Raw genomic sequence first — 20,168 nt, 5'->3', positions numbered from 1 at the left:
TGGCGATGGCACTGGTTGACCTCGAACTGCTGAAGAAACACCTTCGTGTGTTTCATGACGACGAGGATGCCGAGCTCGAAGTATATCTGGCTGCGGCAGAGGGAATCGTCATCGAATATGTCGACCGCGAGGTCGTGGCAACCGGCGCGACGCCTACCTTGCCGGATGGCATTGAGTTAGCACCGCCGATCACGGCGGCGATCTTGTTGGTTGCGGCTGATCTGTACGAGAACCGCGAGCCAGACATGAAAGCGGAAGGTAATGCCGTTCTGCCGCGTCATGTTCGTGCGCTACTCGCTCCTTATCGGGTGTGGCGCACGCTGATGGTGGAAGAATAGACGAAACCGCGCTGGTTGCTTGATCCATATCGGCTGTTGAGGGTTTGAGATTGTTATCGTTCTAGCAATTGTGGAACATATGGACCTCTGAATGATTGGAGATCGCAATGGCCCGCACAGACAAGAATGATACCGGCTTTCGTCACGAGGTTGCAGAACGGTCGCTCAGGTATTTAGGACGATCTGCGGATACACTGACAGCAAGAGAACAGTCTGTCCTAGCGCGATTGTCTGAGCGTCAAACAATTGCACGCGATGTAAATAGGTCGTTTGACGAGAAGCTGACCTATGGTCAACGGCTCGCAGATAAGGTCGCCGAGTTCGGTGGTTCATGGACATTTATAATGCTTTTTGCTCTCGTGCTCGTCGCGTGGGTGGCTGCAAATTCAATTTTGGTGGCATTCGCTTTCGATCCGTATCCGTTTATCTTTCTCAATCTCGTGCTTTCGATGTTGGCCGCCGTGCAAGCGCCGATAATTATGATGAGTCAGAACCGCCAAGCTGCAAGGGACCGGCTGGATGCTGCACATGACTACGAAGTGAACCTCAAAGCTGAAATTGAAATAATGGCGTTACACGAGAAGTTTGATCAGTTGCGTTCGAACGAACTCAAGGCGCTCATCGAAAAGCAGCAAGAGCAACTGGAAATTCTTACATCGCTGCTTGCGAAATCGACGCCCGATTAAAATTGAGGCTTCATGCCCTGGCTCCACTTCACAGCCACCTACGACTTTATTCCCAAACCCGCGGTGACGATCCGGTATCCGGCGGGATACGTCGGCTTGGTGACCACGCCTTGCGCTAATCGCGCCATTGTCGCTGGCAAAGCCCAGCGACTTCCAACTCCCACAAAAGACGAGGCTGAAGCATGGCGAAGCGCGCAGGTGCCGGCAGCCTGAATTGCCGTATGACGTTTCAGGTCCGGCAGGACGTGGATGATGGTTTCGGCGGTACACGCGGCGAATGGGTAGACCAGTTCACCGTGCCGGGAAGGCTCGAACCGCGATACGGCAGCAATGCTGAAAGCATCATGGCGGCGCGAATGCAGTCCATGCAGCCTTACAACTTGACGATCCGCGGCAGTACTGCGGCAAGGCAGGTGACGGCGTCGTGGCGGGCATATGATGCTCGGGCTGGGAAGACTGGCGGTAAGCCGAACCGGGTTTTCGGAATTAAGACCGTCGTCAATCCCGACGAGCGCGGGCAGTACATTGAGATGCTGGCGATTGAAGGCGAGGAAACGTGATGGCGGTAAAGATCAAAGGTCTGGACCGCTTGCAGATCAAGCTAACGAAATTTCCGGAAGTCGCTGAAACATTTGTCAAAGCCGCTATGGAGCAAGGCGCTCAGGATATCGTCAACATGATGCAAAACTTGGTTCCCGTCGATGACGGTGAACTGATGGAAAGCATCGGGTGGACGTGGGGCCAAGCGCCCAAGTACAGTCAGCGCATTGGCAGCGTTAAGTCGAATGACGGCAAGCTGACAATCACGATTTACGCCGGCAATTCCAAGGTGCGTTACGCACATCTGGTCGAATTCGGCAGTGCGCCACACGTGAACGGCGGCATGTTCCCCGGAACATTCAACCCGGGGTCAAAGGCGCAACCTTTCTTTTACGTCTCGTGGCGAGCCAAACGGCGAAGTGCGCGGGCGAGGGTATCTCGCGCTATCACCAAGGCAGCTAAACAGATAGCGGCGGATCGTTAAATGGACCCGGTTTTAGAACTTCAGGGCGCAATTATTCAGCGATTGCGCAGCTTTCCCGCGCTTGTCTCGCTGATTGGTCAGCGTAGCTACGATAACCCACCGACGAATGATCAAGGGCAGGTTTCGCCCTCGATTTTCCCATATGTCAGTATCGGCGCGTCGAGCGCTCAACAGGCAAATGCCGACTGTATTTTCGCTGACGATATCATTTTCCAGCTGGATGTCTGGTCGATTGAGCCAGCCAAAAAACAGATGCGCGACGTCGCAAACGCAGTGCGTCTCGCAACACGAGGGTGGGAACCTGCTTTGGCATCTAATGCCCTCGTGACATTCGACTACTGGCGAATTGACTACATACAGGACGGCGCGATCAATCATGCGTCGATCCGTTACACGGCGATCATCGAGCAGCCTTAAGGCCTCCGCGCCGATCACCCCGAAAATCTTTTTGTACGGCTGCCCCCTGGGTGGTCTTTTTCGCATGGAGGCCGCAATGGCTCAAGCTACGACGATCAAAGGCGGCAAGGTCCGCGTTAAGATCGGCAATGACGCAACGCCGATCGTGTATAAAGCACCATGTGGCTTTACCCAGCGATCGATTACGCTAACCAAGAACCTCAATGAAGTCTCGATCCCGGATTGTGAAAATCCTGACAAGGTCGACTGGATTGGACGTGACGCGGCGTCGCTCTCCATGAGCATTAGCGGCGAAGGCGTGCTAGCTTCAGAATCCGTTGAGGATTGGCTGGATGCAGGTGAGAGCATCGACTCCATTCCGGTACAGGTTGAAATCGAGTTTCCTGCTACGACCTACACCTATACTGGCAAAATGCACGCTGAGAGCCTCGAAATCGGCGCCAACAACGGCGAGCGGGCTACACTCAATGTGTCGCTGCAGTCCGACGGCGAGATGGTCCGCACTTCGGCGGCGACGGCTCCCTAATGAGCAGAGACGCTAAAGTTGAACTAGACTGGGCGGATGGTACTTATACCTTCCGCCTAGGGTGGGGTGAATTGGAAGCCTTGCAGGAGGCTTGCGACGCCGGCCCCTGGGTCATTCTGGAGCGGCTATTCACCAAACAGTGCCGCGTCGGCGATATCGCCCATGTTATCCGGCAGGGATTGATCGGCGGAGGCTTGGAGCCCACGGCGGCCACGAAACTGGTGCGAACCTACATCGAAAAGCGCCCACCTGCTGAGAACATAGTTTTCGCTACCATTATTCTACAGGCGGGCATTCAAGGCGTGCCGGAGGAGCCGGTGGGGGAGCCATCGGCGGCAAATCTGAAGGAGAACAGCTTGACAGTCTCCCCAACGGAAAAGTCAGATTTGCCGCGGTCTACGGTAACGGTGCGGCGCTCGGCTTCACGCCGCAAGAAGTAAGACGAATGTCCATGTGGCAGTTCATGGCTGCCGTTGACGGTTACGTCAAAGCCAACTCGACCGACGATGGCGGTTTGAGCCAGGCGGAAAAAGACGAGCTTTGGGAGTGGGTGAGCGAGGGGTAGGGCGGGTTGCTAGTAGCAACCCAACTGCGTTGCCTCAGCCTGCGCCTGAGCGCGTTCAGCTTCCAGTATTCCTGCGTAGTTGGCCCGGCTAAGCAGTTGCTGGCATCTCAGTTCTTTGTTTGCCGGGTCAGATGCCTTATTGCTGGCGCAACCGGACATAGCCAACATTGCTACGCAAACTGTAGTTATCGCTTTCATAGGCCTTCCTCCTCGCAAAGGAGTATGGCTCGTGTCGGCATGATTGGTAAAGTGACGCCGCAAATCTACTTAAACGGATTCAGCGATTTCGCGCCTTTGGCCTTCGGATCGACGGTCAAGGTATAGGCGCCACCGGGCAGCTTGTAAGGCGAACACCGTTGTAAGGCCCGGTTGAGCGATTCCACGCCAGCCTTCCCAACCCCGTCTTTCGGGAACTCTTTGGCGGTCACATCCGACAAATCCCCGTCTTTATCCAGTTCGACAGAGAGAACGATCTTGCTTGCCAATTTCATTGAAGCAGGCGGGTTCCAGCACTCCAGCGCAGCCCGCTCGAACGCATCGTTCTGCTCATTAGCCTGCGCGGGCATTGCCATAACGGCGGCAGCAATCACCAAAAAACATACTCTCATGGAGCCTCCCTGCCATGGCAACCAACCTTGAATCTCTTGTCGTTCAATTTTCAGCCGATTTCAAGCGATTGGAGAACGCCATCAATCGTCAGCGTGGGCAGTTCACGCGGCAGATGCGCCAGATGGAGAAGTCTGCAGATGTCAGCGTACAGCGTATCAACGCGGCGCTTGGCAACATCGGCAAGGGCACAATGCGAGACCTCGCAGCACCTTTGACCGGCATTTCTGCCGCTTTGGGGACGCGCGAGTTGATGCAGTATGCGGATGCTTGGACGCAGGCTGGGAACCTCATTCGTTCGTCAGCGACGGCTGCTGGTGTTGGCGCACGTTCGCTGAATGAGTTGGAGGACGGCGCGAACGAAGCTCGGACAAGTCTTGAAGCCTATACTGACCTATATGCTCGGCTGATCAGATCGGCCTCCGCCGTAGCCAAGTCGGAAGACGAGATTGCTTTGGCGACGTCGCTGGTATCTAAAGCATTCAAGGCGGGCGGGGCATCGGCACAGGAGCAAGCTGCAGGCATTCTCCAGCTCGGGCAAGCTTTGGGTTCTGGCGTGTTGCAGGGTGATGAACTCCGGTCGTTGCGTGAAAACGCGCCGGTCATTGCGAAGGCAATTGCTGACGAGTTTAAGACCACTATTGCAGGCTTGAAGCAGCTTGGTGCCGATGGGAAGCTGACGTCTGATCGCGTATTCAAGGCTATCTTGAATGCACAGAAGGGGATCGAAGCGCAGTTTAAGGCAACGAACTCGACGATCGCTGACGCCTTCACGCAGATTAATAACGAGTTTACCGCTTATATCGGCAATGCCGATAAGTCAGCGGGCGCAAGTAGGCAACTGGTGCAGGCGCTTCAGTTTGTTGCCGACAACTTCAAAGAAATAGCTGACGTCGTTGCGGCTTTTGTGACCGTGCTGATTACGGCCTTTACTGGCAGGGCAATTGCAGGCGTCGTCGTTGGACTTGGTCAGGCCGTTGTTGCGTTGGGCTCGTTCCTGACCGCACTACGCACCGGAACAAGTGTTGTAGCAGCGTTCAGCGCGTCTCTCGGCCCGATTGGGCTTCTGGCTGGTGCCGCGGCCGGAGCGGTTTATTTGCTCTATAACAACATGTCGTCGGGCGACCGTGCTGCTAAATCATTCAGCGAAGCCGTCGATGGAAACAAGGTTGCGTTAGAGAGCGCTGCTTCTGCTTCTCGTCAGTATCAGACTGAACTGGTCAAGCAGATCAGTCTGCAGCTCGAGGCCGCCAAAGCGGCTTACGCACAGGCTGATGCGGACTTCTCGGCGGCTAATGCGCGGGCTCAGGGGTTCCGGAAGCTAACCGGGCTCAAGTTTGAACCGCTGGAATATGCCGCCGATCAGGCACTAGCAAACGCAGACGCCCTCGGGTTGGCTGTTGGCAAGTTAGAAGACCAACAGAAAAAGGCTCAGCAGATCCTCGCCTCTACGCCCTCGGGCTACGGCGGCGGCACCAGCTACACGCCAGACGACAAGAAAAAGGGGCGATCAAAGAAAACCCCTGCTGAGCGGTTCGACAGCGACATTCAACGTATTGCTGACCGCACGGCTGCACTTGTTGCAGAGACAGAAGCGCAGCGCCAGATCAACCCGCTGATTAACGACTATGGCTATGCCATGGAAAAGGCGCGCACAGAGCAGGAATTGCTCAATGCGGCGCAAAAGGCGGGTGTCGCGCTCACTCCGGAACTGCGGGCGCAGATTGCCCAGACCGCAGACCAGTGGGCGCTTGCCAGTGCCGAGGCAAACAAACTTGCCGAAGCGCAAAACCGTATCAAGGAGACCGCCGAGGATATGGCGGCTTTCCAAAAAGACCTCGTCGGTGGGATTGCTGATGATTTCTTAAACGGTGCAAAGTCAGCTGAGATTTTCGCGAACGCTCTTGGCCGCATTGCACAAAAGCTAATCGATATCGGCCTTGCGAACATCTTCGATACCGACAAGGGCGGCTTCAACCTATTCGGCGCTCTGGGTGGCATCTTTCGCAAGAACGGTGGACCGGTAAAGCGCGCAGGCGGTGGAATTGTTCGCGGTCCTGGCGGGCCGCGTGGCGATAAAATCCCGGCGATGCTGAGCGACGAGGAATTCGTCGTGAATGCGGCAGCCACAAAGCGCAACCGTGCTTTGCTGGAAGCCATCAATAGCGGGCGTGTTATCGGGCTTAAGGATGGAGGCTCACCTTTGCGCGCGCCATCCATGCCGATCCTTCGGACACCTGCTGCGACGCAGCAAGCGCAATTCGGCATTGCCGACGTTCGTGTCTTTGTGGATCGCGACGGCAACTGGCAGGCCGAGGTCGAACGCATCTCGCAGCGCAACGTCAAACAGGGACTGGCTTCTTACGATAAGTCGGGAGCAGTTCGAACTGCGCGAGATCTAAGGCAGGTGAACTCAAGAGGGCTGGCAAAGTAATGGCTGAACTTCTTCCGACTGGCCTCCGCTACGAAGCGACTTTCCCGATCCTGAATCGCCCGGTTTCCATGTCTCAATACGGAGATCGGGCGATTTCAGCGATTGAGAACGGCGATCCGTTCTGGACGTGGACGGCCAAAGTCACCGATTTGACGAATGCCAAGAGAAATTTACTCGAAGCGTTCATCGATCGGTGCCGGGGCGGTCTAGTTACAGTGCATTACACCCCAAAGCACGTCTGCATCCCGCAAGCATACTGGGGAGACGCCAATAACCCGGCAATAACTGGCACCGCGACGCTGGCTGCGATCAACGGCGATACACTTACGCTAAATGGCGTCGCAGTCGGTCTTAAACTGATGAACGGCGATTTGATCGGGTTTACGGTCGGCGATTACAACTTCATCGCCCGCATCGTTGCTGATGCCACAGCAGCCAGCACGAGCGTGCAGGTGAAGATCGAGCCGTTCTTACCGTCCTACATAACCGTCGGCGCGGCAGTTCGCTTCAAGAGCCCGGTGATGAACATGCGGCTGATGCCGAAGACGTGGGAAATTGGCGACGGCAAGTTTCCCGATGCGTCGTTTCAGTTGATTGAGGTGCCGAAGTAGGCTCGGCTACCGTTGGCGCCGAGCGCGAATAGCACGAACCCAGGTGTTGTTGAACATAATGGCGCCTATGACCAATGCGACGGCGCCAAGGGCGATCATGCCGAAAGCTACGCCTTGGTCTCCGAACTGCTGATATAACCAGCCCGTTTTTTCTACTGCTTGGGCTGGATTTCCAAGGCGAAGAATACCTTGGATCAAGGCACCAAAACCGACAATCAACATGCAAACACTTCTAATCATGCCGGCCAGATATCAGCTGGGCGCAGTTCAATCCACCCTTTCGATGATTTGGCGGTAACTAATGGCATTCCCAGCACGTCTACAGCAATTGCTCGACGAGGGCAGGGGTAAGATTGCCTCTGCCGTCAAAGTCGAATTCGGCACCGGCATTTATGGCTTTTTCTCTGGCAAGGGAAGCGTGAACTATGCAGGCCTCACGTACAACGGCAACACGCTGATTGACATTGATGAGCCTATGTATGCGCTCGGCACGGCTGCCCAGCCGGTAACTATGAGATTGCCTGCTGCTGCTGATTTTGGGCTCACACCCGACAAGCTGAAGCTGATTGAGCAGGAAGATTACAAGAACCGTCCTGTTACGTTCTACGACTTCTATTTCGACCCGGATACGAACGCGTTCCTTCACGCCGAGCCGACTTGGTACGGCTATGTCGATACCATCGACCACCGCGAGGAAGGCGACAATGTTTGGTTAGAAGGCAATATCGAGACCGGTGCAGTCGACAACTTCCGCGAAGGTTATCGTTATGCCTCGCACGAGGATCAGCAGCTTGTTTCGTTAGGCGACATGCTTTTCGAGTATGCAGCGAGGATCAAGAATGAATTCTTCAAAATCAAATTCGGCTAGAGTGCAAGGTTGGGATCGTGCGCTGGAAGATATTGCGACGGCGCACGTCTCCATCACTCCGGAATGGGGCGTCTCGGACTGCCTGATGACGGCGGCAGATGCGATTGAAGCGGTTATCGGAGAAAACCCTCTCGCCGAATTCCGCGGTAAATACAAAACCGAGGCCGGGGCCGCGCGCAAGATGCGCGCCAATGGCTGCGAGAACGTCAAGGACGTATTCGAAACCTATCTCCAGCTTGTGCCGGTCAATCGGCTTTCTGCCCGCCGGGGTGATGTCGGCGTGATGCTAATCAATGACGAATACGTCGCCGGGTTCATTTGCGGCTCTGGCTTCGGGGTCAAACAGCCTTCCGGGCTCGCATTCTACCCGGTGACCGATATCGAGCAGGCCTACAGGGTCGGCAGCTAACCACCACTACAATCAGCGCCTTTGAAGGTCCGCCAGCAGCGGGCCTTTTTTGTTGCGCCTGCATGAGGCCGCCACATGCCATTTTTAGCGCCTATCTTCACAGCTATCGGCGGCATCGTGTCGAGCGTGGCCGCATGGGCTGCTGCCAGTCCGATTCTCGCCGGTATTGCTCAGACTGCATTCGGCATTGCGCTTAAATACGCCGTCAATGCGTTATTTCCTCCCAAGACACAGAGCCGAGCTTCCGAACTGGAAACCCAGTATGGGGCGAATATCCCGCGTTCGGTGATTCTCGGCACATGTGCGACCGAAGGCCATCATATTTACCGAAATAGCTACGGCAGTGGCGGGCGTCTGATTCAAGACGTGTTCGTCCTATCGAGCTTCCGCATCACAGCCGTGCCTCGTGTTCGTTACAACGGTGAGTGGCGCACACTTATCGCACAAGACGCGGATGGCTACTGGCATGTGCCGAACGAAGGCACGAGCGGCGACGATCACGATAACGTCCGCGTCAAGTTCTACTACGGCACCATGGATCAGCAGGCCGAACCTACGCTGATCAACAATGCCCGTCCTGCCGGTCGCTGGACTGCGAACCATCGCGGCGCTGGCGTTGCCTATGCAATCGTGTTTTCCGAGCTTCGCAAGAACGGCGATGGTTTGACCTCGCCAGCAAAGCTGTTGTTCGAAGTCGTCGGCGCGCCTCTTTATGACTGGCGCAAAGACACCACGATGGGCGGATCGGGCGCGCATCGCTGGGATGACCAGAGCACTTGGGAATATTCTGATAATCCTGTTGTGCAGATCTACAATCTGGAACGCGGTTTCTTCAACGGCACGCAGCGCATGGTCGGCAAGGCTGTTCGCGCAAGCCGCCTACCGTTGGCAGAATACACCCAGGCGGCGAACATCTGCGATGAAGGTATGCCGGATGGTTCGAAGCGCTATCGCGCCCATGCGATTGCCAAGGATGGTCCCGGCGCCAACCACGACGCCAACCTTACGCCGATTCTTGAAGCTATGTGCGGCTCGTGGGTTGAACGTGTTGATGGTGAATTCCCGATTGCAGGTGCTCCTCAGGCCATCGTTGCAACCATCACCGACGCCGACATCAAACGTGGCGCACCGTTGCGGTTCAGTGCCAAGCGCAAACGTACCGAACTTATCAATACTGTCGCGGCTTCTTATGTTTCGCCGGATGACTTTTATGAAACGAAGGACGCCGCAACTCGCATTGATGCCGGCGCATTGGCTGAAGACCGCGAAACGCTTGCTAGTGCCATTCCTTACGCTGCCGTCACCGATGTGCGGCAGGTGGACAGGCTGGCAGACATCGCGATCCGTGGGGCGCGTTATCAGGCATCAGCGGAAATCGTCGTTCATCCGAAATTCCTCGATACAATCAAGGAAGGACGGTGGGTTCGCTGGAATAGCGCCAAGTATGGCGACCGCACGTTTCAGGTTCTGACGCGCCAGCTTGGCGGGATCAATACGGATGGCGCTCGCGATATCTCGCTGTCTTTGCAGCAGATCAGCAATGGCGTGTTTGATCCTACAGCTTACGAAACCAACCCGCCGAACATCATCGTTATTCCGCCGCCGCAATATCTGGCCGAGGTGCAGAATTTCTTCGCCATTCCAATTGTTGTCGTAGCAGATGGGCAAGGGGAGTTGCCCGGTGTGCGGCTGATCTGGGACCCGATTGACGATATCTCAGTCGTTGGTGTCGACATCGAATATTGGCCAGCGAATGACCCCTCGCAGGTGTTCACCAAGTTCGTAACATGGGACGTTATCAACGTTCCTATTGTTGAAGGTCTAACCTCGCTGACTGACTGGTTTGTCCGGACGCGCTTGCGCGTGGATAATGGCCGATCCGTCGCTTGGTCGACAGAAACGCCATTCACGACGCTCAAGGCGGCGGGCGATGATAGCCCGGTCGATTATGAGCGCCTAGACAGTGACACGAAGGGCCTCATCAACTGGATGACTGATGACCGGCGCGAGGCGCTTCGTCAGGCTCAGGAGAATGCGACCAAGACCGCTGACGGCATTCTGGCGGGTTATGCAGATAGCCGGTCGCTTCGCCGCGAACTTGCCAGCACTTACGGCAAGGCAAAGGCTTCGTGGTCTGAAGATATTTATGTAGCTACTGGGCCAAACAGCGCCATTGTGCAGCAATTGACACAGTTGAACGCCGAGCTTGACGACAAGGCAGATGCAAGCGTTGTGACGCTTCTGTCTACGCGAGTGGATAATGTCGAAGGCCAGTACACCGCGGTCGCGGATGCAATCACCGACGTGAACGCGTCGGTTGATGGCACGGTGGCTAACTCGGGTTGGCGCATGACATCGACAGTAGGCGGTGGTGGCACATCGGCCAGGATATCGGCTTACGCGCGCATCAACACGGGCGACACTTGGAAACAGGCGGGCTGGTTTATCAATGTCACGCCGACGGGAAGTCAATTCATCGTCGTGTCCAACCAGTTCGCGATTGCCGATCCGAACAATAACGGCACCTTCACCTATCCGTTCGTTGTGCAAAACGGGCAGGTCTACATTCAGAATGCCCGTCTCGGAACGCTGTATTTCGACGTGCTTCAGTCCAACAACGGCAAAATGATCATGCGTGGCTATGACAACTTGGCCGATCTGCGGATATTCACATGACCCAGACGTTTATCGGCTACAAACCGGGTGTCGGCCCGGTTCTGAAATGCCTGAAATATGACACTGACGATCCGCTGACGCTGGCGAACACGGCATTCGACAGGTTCTTCTTCAATTCGGAGACACAGAACCTGTCCTATGTTTTCCCGACGAACCCGTTTTTCTATCGTTCGGCAGAGCTTTCGGCTCTTCCGGCGACATTCAACATCACAAATGATCGGGGCAACGTCGTCATTTCTGGACGAACGGGAACGGCAACCGGCTTCTATAATGTCTCGACCTTCTACAGGATAACGAATGCCTATTCGAGTATGGGCTATGTTCCGATGTCTGAGTTCCGACAGGTTGACTTGCTGACCAACCGAATTGAGTGCGGGTCCTTCCTTAGCTATTACGCCTTGGTTGGCTCGACCAATCATAACGTGGTGACGGCGCAGCAGTTCTATACCGTTATGGGAAGGATGGTTGGAACGACGAGTGGTTCAACGACATTCCCGACGGTCTACAACGGCATAATATCTACGGGCGATCAGGGATTTGTCGGGCTTGGAGAATGGTTCGTCTGGAAAAACCAGCTGATCTACACCGACAATAGAAACCCGAACGCCATTTATCCGAGTGTATGGGACTTGCCCGCCGACGCATCGGCCATGCGGACCTATACGTCTGCTCCGAACCTTCTGTCACTTGAGGCGAGTTCCAGCCGGTTTGTGCTATCCAGACCCGGCTATGATGTGAACACGACGAATGAGTTCGGGACGATCATCAGCTCGAACAATCGTTCGCCGGCTCTCTGCGTCATGAACGGAACAGAAAATAATATCCCGGCCAATGGATCGAGAACGATTTCAGCACCTGCTGGCGTCATTTTTTCGCAAAGGGCGGTTGTTGACGTTATGTTCCGTGTCTCCGGGCAGACGTGGCGCGTACCTGGACTGCTGACCGATACCACGGCGGCAGGAACTTGGCGTTTGTCTTACACCGTGTCCAACAACAGCGTCACGTTCTACAATTCCGAGAAGGACGCCGTTGATTTGCGGTATGTCGTATTCAACGTGGATGACCAGCCGACGTCGACAGGCGGCAACCAGGTTATCTTTCGGGGAAACGATGGTGCGAGGGATTTCGTTCAGATCAAGAAACCCGGCACGAGTGACCCTGCCAGTCGTCCGAATGATATCTTGTTCGACAGTCGCTATCCGCAATTCCAGATCATCGCGCAGGGCTTTATTCCGTTATCGAGCTTTGGCAACTCGTCGGCAGGGGACGCGGTATATAAGGGCGCGAGAACCTTTCGGTTGAACTTCAATAATGCCGGTTTCGTGCCTTACCTGAAATACTCAACCGTCTTTCCGAACTGCGTAACGACGCCAATCTATCGAGCTGAGCGCGGGGTTGATGTCTCCAACATATCCATGCTGGCCGAAGTGAACGACACCTATGTCGATTTCTTCTGTTCGCCGGATAGCGGTTGGTCCGATGCGTTCAGTCAGGCTGGCAGCTGGACGCGGCTTGATTACGGTGCCCGTATTCAGGGCGTCCGGTATTACATTTTTGGCATAACGCCGAACTGATCCCAGGAGAAAAATCTATGGTTACTTTGTCCGACTATATGTCGGGAACGATTTCGCTCGCCAATGGGTCAGTGACTGTTACCGGCACCGGGACGCTGTTCGAGGTGACGCGGTTTCGGGAAGGTGACACGCTCCAAATCCAGAACCTGACAGCAGTTATTGCCAGCGTCGATAGCAATACCCAGTTGACACTTGCAGAGCCTTGGACCGGCGCGAGCATCGTCAACGGTCCATACCGCGCCCGCCAGCTTGGCGACGGATCGCGTGTTTCAACGCAGGCCGCAACCATCATTGAACTGCTCGGCAACGGTGTTCTGGCCAACATCGCTGAACTTGGTGTCGAGGAAGGGAAGGCCCCAGTTGGAGGGCCGACCGGGGAATATGAGTTGCAGGCGGTAGTCACTGACCCAAATGGCAGCTTGCGCAATCTGGCAGCCCTGACGCTTGGTGGTCGGCAGATTTTGCAGACGGACGGTTCAGGAAGCCTCACAGCGATTACGCTTGCAACCAAGCAAATTCTTCAGACAGATGCTAACGGCGCCCTCACCCCATTGGCACTCGTTGCTAACAAGCAGCTTGTCACGAACGGTTCTGCCCAAGTATCACTTGCGGACGATAAATCCACTAAAACCATATCTACCGTCGCTGTCGCAACGCCCGTCGCGTATATCGATGTGAGTTTACCAAGTGGTTACGAGTGTTTCGATCTCGTATTGAATTATCTTATCCCATCAACAAATGCGGTCGCGCTTGGCTTGCAGTTCAGTACCGACAATGGGGCGACGTTCTTCACTGGCAGCGACTATCGTTCCTCAGCTATTTCTGTGACCAGCGCTAGTACCGGCGCATTCGGCGGGGCTATGATCGCGACAAATCTAGTTGTTTCCAACGACATCAGTAACATTCACGGCGTTTCGTCGCGCATTTCCATTCATCCAGGAAGTTCTGCCGGTCGGCCCGCGATGTCGGCTGTCACAGGCGTGCAGGCGTCTTTTGGATACAAGGTTCAAATCTATGCCGGTTCGTTGCTGACGGTATTCCAGCGAGTGACGACGATCCGTGTGTTTTTCTCGTCCGGAAACATCTCAAGTGGCCGTGTGACTTTGATTGGAGCCATCAATGGGTAATCAGAAGGCGTTGCACGACGGTAAGACCGTCGTCGCTGACAAAGAATGGCTGGCCAAGCGCGATGGTGGGGCGTTTTCCGAATCGTCAAACGGCTTGCAGATATACAAAGCCGCCGTTCAAAACCATATCGATAGTGTGGCGCAAGGCTTGGGTTATGAAAATTCCGCGAATCTCGCCAGCTATGTGAATTCCACCATCTCTGAGTGGGCATCGCAAGCCATTGGATTCGTCAAGTGGCGCGATCAGGTTTGGACATTCGTGTTTTCGGCTTTTGCCGACATGAACGATGGCAAGCGAGTTATGGAGCCAGTAGATCAGTTCATTTTGGCGCTTCCTTCAATCTCTGAATTCGAGGACAATAAGTGTGGGAATTATACTTCAGCAGATATCTGATTTTAGCGACATAGATCGCTCGATCTACGCTGTAATTGCCAATGACGATACTTTGCCACAAAAGTATGAGGGAGACGAAATCGTATCTCTAGTAATTGATGTGACCAAGCCGTCTAGCAAACTGGAAATATCGGTCGCGGGTGTAGCATCATGTACAATGGGCGGGATCATTACTTGCGCCGTATTCGTCGGTGAACAGTCTTCAGCATCGGCAGCGTGGGGCGTAAACGGTACGAATGCGTTTTATGTCAATATTGGCAACGCCTTTGTCACGGACACAATCGGCATCGCTGGGCCTGTGAAAGTTTCTCTACGGGTGGGGCTTAATGACGTTTCTGGTGGTAACTATGTGACGATGGGCGGAAGAAGCGGCAATGTGCAGTGGGGTGACAAGTCGCCCTGCACACTCACTGTCCGAGAAATAGCTGGTGCGGAACTCTCTTGGGCAGGCAAGCAGAGGACTGGCAGCTTAGCTGACGAAGCGCCCGGCGTGGAGCATTTTCTACTTATAGAACCCAATGGATTGCCGGTAACTGCGGGGGATTTGTATTCTCACAGATATCACCACCATACTCGTATTATAGAGCATGAAGGGCGCGTGTGGGCTGCATATACAACTACCGGAATAAATGAAGATGCAAAAGGGATGACTGTTCTGCTTCAGTCATCAGCATCAGACGTTGTCAATTTTTCCGCACCTGTGATGGCGTTCCCGTATATTGAGGCATTCAATGCCAACCAGCCTGCCTCTAACGGCCCCGGCATTCTGCCGCGCAATTTTCAGGTCATAGATCGGCGCCTATTCCTTGTCGGTGCTGTCGATGACACGTCGGGCGATCATCGGGTAGGTCAGGCATTACTTGCTGTTGAATGCCTTTCGGACGGTTCATTAGGGGTACCTTTCCGTGTATCGGTCGCGCCTTATAAATCGACACTTGGATGGTCTCCCAATTACGACAGCGTCCTCTCGCCAGTGCTTTTAGCGTATTCTAAGGTCTTCGGAATATGGGGAGGGAGCACACCAGACGCCCCCATTCTCTCGCCATGGATAGGGTGGGTTCAATCGACGGGTGTTTATTTTACGGAGCCGACAACTTTTCAAAGATCGGAAGACCAAAATGATCTTTTGAGACTCTGGCGGCAGATTGGCGGGTCGCGGGCGCGCGGCTTGAATGAAAGGGCATGGATCAGTCGAAGCCGTGATGGCGGGATGACGTGGGGAGGCCTACGGCGAACAGATATTCCTAATGTTGCCGTTTCTTCGGGGGTCCGACTATCAAATGGACAAATCGCATTGGTCGGCAATCTGGAAGGCGGGAATAAAAGAGATCCGTTATTCCTTGGCCTCTTCGACCAAGGCGAGCTGTCCAAACTTTACTACGTGCGCCAAGGCTTGTCGAAAGACCCCACTTACCCAAGCGAGTACAAAATAGGCGCAGCCGCTTATCCAGACGTTTTTGAAGGGGAAAACTATATCTGGGTCAGCTACAGCAATGCGAAGGAACGAATTTTCTTAAGCAGGATTCCCAAATCTAGATTATAAGTCTCAGAACACACTGGGGCTTTTTATGCATAAATCGACCGATAGACTTGTTATTTTGGAAGGAATGCGAGGGCTGGCGGCACTTATCGTTGTCGTCTATCATTCGATCCTTGCATTTCATCCGGCTGTAGTCGGTCGATATATAGACGACCCCGCTGTTTCCGTCGCTGGAACCCCGCTTTTCTCGTTCATTAACGGAACGGCGGCTGTGGCCTTCTTTTTCACATTGTCAGGCTTCGTTCTGGTCTATCGAGCCGTCGACGATCAGGATGTCGCGTCGATCAACAGGAATCTTATGAGGCGGTGGCCGCGTCTAGCGATGCCGGTTGTCGTGATTACGATAACATCATGGGCACTTTTTTATTTCGACGCCTATAGCTACGGCGCAGCGGCAGAAATATCAAAATCGGGATGGCTGAACGGGTTTGGCGGGTCTCCGGTGCTTCCATTAGGAAAGCCAGTATCGGACGCGGTTTCAGAAGGATTGTTTTTCACGTTTTTCCGCGGGGATTATAATTACAATACCGCGCTATGGACGATGCATTTCGAATTCATCGGGAGCTTTATCGTCTTTGGGCTTGCCTATTTCATCATCGCAGTAAAGGCGGACCGCGGCTTGTCGCTTTATGCAATCGGTGTGGTGACGGTTCTCGCCTCAATTATTTCGCCATGGTATCTCTGTTTCACGCTTGGCGTTGTGATCGCGCTGTTCCAACGCGATGTTAAAAGTAGTCTGCCGTTTAAAGCCTTCGCTATTCTAGCGGCCATTTATATGATGGGGTATTTTAATCCAATTGGATGGTATTGGTATCTCGACGGTATAGACCGTGTTTTTATCTATGCCGCGGCGAGTATGCTTCTTATTGTGGCGTTTCTGCAGTCCAGTGTAGAAGGTTGGATAGCGAAACTATTTGCTATCCTAGGTGAGCTGTCATTCCCGATTTATCTCGCGCATATGCTCGTTATAACATCGGTTGGGTCATGGATTTATGTTCGCGTTCATGAAGCGGGAGGGCGTTCGGCGATCGCAGCCGTTTCAGCATCCTTATTGTTGAGCGTGGTAGCAAGCATACCGCTCATCTATTTGAACCGTTTCTGGCTCAGGGCGATGGGTTCCGTCGGACGAAGCCGAAGAATAGCAGACGCTTAAACGATCAACAGCCGCCCACTGAGGCGGCTTTTTCTTTGCTTAAGAAAAACCCCGGCTGGGCCGGGGTTCGTCGCTACTGCCGTCGTCTGGCATTCCAGAAAAGGGCGGTTATCACCCATAGAAGCGCTGCGAGAATTGCGCCTTCAATCAGATAATACCAGTGCATCGAAACTACCTCAGGCCGGAACGCGCCCGCCGCCTGAGCTGTGCGAATTCATCCACGGCATCGCGACTTCGGGCTTTTCAATGATTTTCCGCTTTCGAGCAAAACCTTCAAATGCGTTTTGGGCGACGATAAGCGGTTTCTGGCCGCTGTGAGCGTCGCAGCAGGCGCTCCATGCCACTTCATAGATAATATCTCGATCATCGTGTGGCCATTCATAGAGAAAATCGATTGCGTCGGCAGGGCTTGCAATTTCCCTGATTAAGTATTTGCCGTCCTTCACAAAGATAGGGCTGTCAAACAAACGGTCGCTCATCGGAACCTCCATTTGATCGAACGATAAAGTTGGAATGACGGCATCGATTTAGTGATCGTGTTGGCGGTTTCAAGAACCGCATTTTCAAAATTTCAGGACATCCCAATGAACAGAACAACGTTCTTCGCGTATGCGAGGCGCGCGCCTTTTGGCGGGCGCCTGAGCCAGGCGCAGGTCGACGGCACGTCGGCCATTCTGGCCGAAGCTGAGCGCCGAGGCCTGCCGGACGAGCAGACGGCTTACGTGCTCGCAACGGCATTCCACGAGACAGGCGGCAAGATGCAGCCGATCGAGGAAAATCTGAACTACACCAGTGCTGCACGTATCAGGCAGGTCTGGCCGTCGCGGTTCAGCACAGTTGCCGCAGCACAGCCCTATGTGCGCAATCCGCAGGCTTTGGCTAACAAGGTCTATGGCGGTCGCATGGGCAATGTTGGCGCAAATGACGGCTGGCGGTTCCGCGGTCGTGGCCTGTCGATGATTACCGGCAAGGACAATTATAAGAAATATGGTCTCAGCGATAATCCCGACGCCGCGCTGGAGATGGCGACTGCTATCCGCATCCTGATTGACGGGATGATCAACGGCAAGTTTACCGGCAAGCGGCTGGCAGACTATTTCGGCGCCGGTAACGCTAACCCAGAAGGTGCCCGCGCTATCGTCAACGGCAGCGACAAGGCCAGCCTCATCGCTGGCTATTATCGCAACTTCCTCGACAGCCTTGTGGCGGCGCGCGAAATGAAGCCCGCCATTGCAGAGGACGCCAAGCCTGACGATGTGCCGTTGCTGCAGGACAAGACCGTGCAGACGATCGTCGCTGGCACGGGTGGCACGCTCGTGACTGGACTTATCGGCGCGGTGAGCAACCCGTGGGCGTTTGCGACGGTCGCGCTTCTGCTGGTCGCAGCAGGCGCGGGCTTCTGGCTGTGGAAGAGCGGACGGCTCGAACTGAAGAGGGTGGCGGCGTGATTCGCGTGGTGATCGAGTATGACGCGGACGCTGAAACTGCGGTCGTTCAATACGTCGGCAAGACACAGGAATGGCGCGACGCCAAGCTGACCTTCGCTCAGGGAATCACCGAGACGCGAGACGGCTACCTCATCCGCCGCGAATGCGACGGCAGTGCTTCCATTATGTTGACTGGAGTGCCGACATGACCTGGCTCTTATCCCTGCTCTCCAAAATCACAGGCTGGGCCGTGGCAATCGCTGCGGCCCTTGCGATTCTGGCGGGTGCCTACCTCAAGGGCAGGGCGGACAACTCGTCTGCCGCCACTGCCGACCGGCTCAAGGCCGCCAATAAAGCAAGGAAGATCGAAGATGAAACCAGCAAGCTTGGCGGCGGTGATGTTGACGCTGCTCTGTCTCGGTGGATGCGTGACAGCCGGTAGCTATTGCGACGTTGCGCGGCCCGTTCGCCCGAGCATTGAGGACAGCCTGACAGACGGCACGAAGCGCCAGATCCTCGCGGAGAACACCAAACTGGAAAAACTGTGCGGGGTGCGATCGTGAGCGCCCGGTATGCATACGCAAAGGCGTGGCTGGCCTGCCTGTGGCTGGGTGTGGCAGCAAGGGGGAATATTGGATGACCGGCGCTGAAATCATGGCCGTCGTCGGCTTTATCGTTATGCTGATGGGCTTTCTGTTCGGGCTCTGGAAATACGTGGAAAGCCAGATCGCGAAAGCCGAAACGCGCAACGCTGCGAAAGCGGACGCTGCAACGGCTCTTGCTAGCCTGACACGGCAGGAGCTTTCCGATTACAAGCTGCGCGCGGCAGAGACGTTCGCCACCAAGGCAGGTATGCAGGAACAGACGTCCCAGATCATGCGGGCCATCGAAAGCGTGGCACACCGCATCGACGGGCTCACCGAGCGGATTGATAACATCATGGCGACGAGGACGACGACGCGGGGCAGGGGGTAGTTGATTGGTATTGGAGCCGTCTCTTGATGTCGGCTTCAATATTCAGCATTAGGGTTTTGCCGTCGTTCGTCAGTTTCTCATAGGCGTCCTTGGAGAATTTGTCGGTTTCATACCGATAGTTAAGTTCAGCCTCTACTATGCCGGCATTCATCAATTCAACAATCGTATCGAAGCTGGTGCATAGTTTATCATCAATGAATATTCTTTTTGATCTAAATAGGATGGTGAATTTTCTAAATCGTTTGTCAGTTTCGTATATTCTTCGCAACTCAACTAAATTATTATACTTATCTTGTGGCCGTTCCGATGATTTAATTATTTCAACGTCAGAAGGACGAAATTCATTGTCGGTTAAAAACTCGTCGAGTTGTTTGTCCGTCATTCGACTAATATCTGCGTACTGTCGAAATGGGGAGGATAGCGAGACAACATAGCCATAAGCTTCATTGGCGGCGCTCCACACTTCTGGCAGCGCCTCAAATTCCCATTGATGAAGTCGTTGCGCACGATCAAACGTCGTATTTAGTTCTGCTTTGATACGCTCAATTTCTTTCGTTTGCTCGTGCTTGAATAGCTCAAGTCGCTTATTGAAATGATTATCAAGCCAGCCCTTTCCCCAAGACTTCATGATGAAGAAAGCAACACCTGCTGCTCCGCCACCGAGCGTCAACAGGCCAAGAATATACTTCGATGCTGTCGCAATTATCTCTTCAGTCGTCATAGTTCGCCGCTCAGAATCGTTTTTCCAACAATCCATTAACACCACATTTATCGAGACATTCCATCCTTCCTATTGCGCCGCTCACCACCGCTACCAA

Annotated in this window: 25 protein-coding genes; 21 read left to right on the top strand and 4 right to left on the bottom strand. The window is 54.4% G+C overall.

Translation table 11 applies throughout. The features are described 5' to 3' along the window. Positions 1-5 precede the first annotated feature (5 nt). The 7 genes from JAU75_RS19390 (at position 6) to JAU75_RS19360 (ending at position 3,431) form a co-directional block, all read left to right on the top strand. Positions 6-338 (top strand): head-tail connector protein, encoded by a 333-nt coding sequence (locus JAU75_RS19390; RefSeq protein ID WP_199058094.1) that lies wholly within the window; start codon positions 6-8, stop codon positions 336-338. Positions 339-445: 107 nt separating this feature from the next. Then, positions 446-1,024 carry a DUF1003 domain-containing protein gene (locus JAU75_RS19385; protein WP_199058093.1) on the top strand — a complete coding sequence of 193 codons (579 nt, stop codon included), beginning with the start codon at positions 446-448 and terminating at the stop codon, positions 1,022-1,024. Between the two features lie 182 nt (positions 1,025-1,206). Beyond that, complete coding sequence (locus JAU75_RS19380) at positions 1,207-1,584, top strand: head-tail adaptor protein (protein ID WP_199058092.1); 378 nt, start codon at positions 1,207-1,209, stop codon at positions 1,582-1,584. Beyond that, complete coding sequence (locus tag JAU75_RS19375; protein WP_199058091.1) at positions 1,584-2,048, top strand: HK97 gp10 family phage protein; 465 nt, start codon at positions 1,584-1,586, stop codon at positions 2,046-2,048. Before JAU75_RS19380 ends, JAU75_RS19375 begins: the two co-directional genes overlap by 1 nt. Continuing rightward, entirely contained in the window at positions 2,049-2,465 is a 417-nt protein-coding gene (locus JAU75_RS19370) for a DUF3168 domain-containing protein (RefSeq protein ID WP_199058090.1), read from the top strand. Between the two features lie 76 nt (positions 2,466-2,541). Next, positions 2,542-2,991: a phage tail tube protein gene (locus JAU75_RS19365; protein ID WP_151601670.1), complete on the top strand. Its 450-nt coding sequence runs from the start codon at positions 2,542-2,544 to the stop codon at positions 2,989-2,991. Continuing rightward, positions 2,991-3,431: a gene transfer agent family protein gene (locus JAU75_RS19360; protein WP_199058089.1), complete on the top strand. Its 441-nt coding sequence runs from the start codon at positions 2,991-2,993 to the stop codon at positions 3,429-3,431. Before JAU75_RS19365 ends, JAU75_RS19360 begins: the two co-directional genes overlap by 1 nt. Before the next feature lie 388 nt (positions 3,432-3,819). On the opposite strand, the gene JAU75_RS19355 is transcribed toward JAU75_RS19360, so the two are convergent. Next, positions 3,820-4,164, bottom strand: coding sequence for a hypothetical protein (locus JAU75_RS19355; RefSeq protein WP_199058088.1), 345 nt, complete (start codon positions 4,162-4,164; stop codon positions 3,820-3,822). 14 nt (positions 4,165-4,178) lie between these two features. Between JAU75_RS19355 and JAU75_RS19350 the strand changes: the two genes are divergently transcribed. Together JAU75_RS19350 and JAU75_RS19345 are read left to right on the top strand one after the other, a co-directional pair. After that, positions 4,179-6,596, top strand: a complete 2,418-nt coding sequence (locus JAU75_RS19350; RefSeq protein WP_199058087.1) for a tape measure protein — start codon at positions 4,179-4,181, stop codon at positions 6,594-6,596. Further along, positions 6,596-7,207, top strand: a complete 612-nt coding sequence (locus tag JAU75_RS19345) for a hypothetical protein (protein WP_199058086.1) — start codon at positions 6,596-6,598, stop codon at positions 7,205-7,207. Before JAU75_RS19350 ends, JAU75_RS19345 begins: the two co-directional genes overlap by 1 nt. 6 nt (positions 7,208-7,213) lie before the next feature. On the opposite strand, the gene JAU75_RS19340 is transcribed toward JAU75_RS19345, so the two are convergent. After that, a complete protein-coding gene (locus JAU75_RS19340; protein ID WP_199058085.1) occupies positions 7,214-7,429 on the bottom strand; it encodes a hypothetical protein in 216 nt (71 codons plus the stop codon). 79 nt (positions 7,430-7,508) lie between these two features. Here JAU75_RS19340 and JAU75_RS19335 point away from each other — a divergent pair, with 79 nt between their 5' ends. The 8 genes from JAU75_RS19335 (at position 7,509) to JAU75_RS19300 (ending at position 16,948) form a co-directional block, all read left to right on the top strand. Then, on the top strand, positions 7,509-8,075 hold the full coding sequence (locus JAU75_RS19335; RefSeq protein ID WP_199058084.1) for a hypothetical protein: 567 nt from the start codon (positions 7,509-7,511) through the stop codon (positions 8,073-8,075). After that, the gene (locus tag JAU75_RS19330; RefSeq protein ID WP_199058083.1) at positions 8,047-8,484 is read left to right on the top strand and encodes a hypothetical protein; all 438 of its coding nucleotides are present in this window, start codon (positions 8,047-8,049) and stop codon (positions 8,482-8,484) included. Before JAU75_RS19335 ends, JAU75_RS19330 begins: the two co-directional genes overlap by 29 nt. 75 nt (positions 8,485-8,559) lie before the next feature. Continuing rightward, complete coding sequence (locus tag JAU75_RS19325; protein WP_199058082.1) at positions 8,560-11,160, top strand: DUF1983 domain-containing protein; 2,601 nt, start codon at positions 8,560-8,562, stop codon at positions 11,158-11,160. After that, positions 11,157-12,734: a hypothetical protein gene (locus tag JAU75_RS19320; RefSeq protein ID WP_199058081.1), complete on the top strand. Its 1,578-nt coding sequence runs from the start codon at positions 11,157-11,159 to the stop codon at positions 12,732-12,734. The genes JAU75_RS19325 and JAU75_RS19320 overlap by 4 nt, the downstream gene beginning before the upstream one ends. A 17-nt stretch (positions 12,735-12,751) precedes the next feature. Next, entirely contained in the window at positions 12,752-13,861 is a 1,110-nt protein-coding gene (locus JAU75_RS19315) for a hypothetical protein (protein WP_199058080.1), read from the top strand. Beyond that, positions 13,854-14,255: a hypothetical protein gene (locus tag JAU75_RS19310; protein WP_199058079.1), complete on the top strand. Its 402-nt coding sequence runs from the start codon at positions 13,854-13,856 to the stop codon at positions 14,253-14,255. Before JAU75_RS19315 ends, JAU75_RS19310 begins: the two co-directional genes overlap by 8 nt. Further along, a complete protein-coding gene (locus JAU75_RS19305; protein WP_199058078.1) occupies positions 14,227-15,798 on the top strand; it encodes a hypothetical protein in 1,572 nt (523 codons plus the stop codon). The genes JAU75_RS19310 and JAU75_RS19305 overlap by 29 nt, the downstream gene beginning before the upstream one ends. 25 nt (positions 15,799-15,823) lie before the next feature. After that, positions 15,824-16,948, top strand: coding sequence for an acyltransferase (locus JAU75_RS19300; RefSeq protein WP_199058077.1), 1,125 nt, complete (start codon positions 15,824-15,826; stop codon positions 16,946-16,948). A 176-nt stretch (positions 16,949-17,124) separates the two neighbouring features. On the opposite strand, the gene JAU75_RS19295 is transcribed toward JAU75_RS19300, so the two are convergent. Next, a complete protein-coding gene (locus JAU75_RS19295) occupies positions 17,125-17,427 on the bottom strand; it encodes a DUF982 domain-containing protein (protein ID WP_199058076.1) in 303 nt (100 codons plus the stop codon). Positions 17,428-17,532: 105 nt separating this feature from the next. Here JAU75_RS19295 and JAU75_RS19290 point away from each other — a divergent pair, with 105 nt between their 5' ends. The 4 genes from JAU75_RS19290 (at position 17,533) to JAU75_RS19275 (ending at position 19,350) form a co-directional block, all read left to right on the top strand. Beyond that, positions 17,533-18,396, top strand: a complete 864-nt coding sequence (locus tag JAU75_RS19290; protein ID WP_199058075.1) for a chitinase — start codon at positions 17,533-17,535, stop codon at positions 18,394-18,396. After that, positions 18,393-18,584 (top strand): hypothetical protein, encoded by a 192-nt coding sequence (locus JAU75_RS19285; RefSeq protein ID WP_199058074.1) that lies wholly within the window; start codon positions 18,393-18,395, stop codon positions 18,582-18,584. Before JAU75_RS19290 ends, JAU75_RS19285 begins: the two co-directional genes overlap by 4 nt. After that, a complete protein-coding gene (locus tag JAU75_RS19280; protein WP_199058073.1) occupies positions 18,581-18,817 on the top strand; it encodes a hypothetical protein in 237 nt (78 codons plus the stop codon). Before JAU75_RS19285 ends, JAU75_RS19280 begins: the two co-directional genes overlap by 4 nt. Positions 18,818-19,011: 194 nt before the next feature. Beyond that, entirely contained in the window at positions 19,012-19,350 is a 339-nt protein-coding gene (locus JAU75_RS19275) for a hypothetical protein (RefSeq protein WP_043062918.1), read from the top strand. Here JAU75_RS19275 and JAU75_RS19270 read toward each other — a convergent pair. Next, complete coding sequence (locus JAU75_RS19270) at positions 19,313-20,071, bottom strand: hypothetical protein (RefSeq protein ID WP_199058072.1); 759 nt, start codon at positions 20,069-20,071, stop codon at positions 19,313-19,315. The two genes, JAU75_RS19275 and JAU75_RS19270, sit on opposite strands and share 38 nt — an antisense overlap. Positions 20,072-20,168: the final 97 nt, after the last annotated feature.

Source organism: Ochrobactrum sp. Q0168 (genome assembly GCF_016427605.1).
Lineage (GTDB): Bacteria > Pseudomonadota > Alphaproteobacteria > Rhizobiales > Rhizobiaceae > Brucella.
The sequence above is the reverse complement of the archived record's forward strand: the minus strand, read 5'-3'. Positions and strand labels throughout refer to the sequence as shown.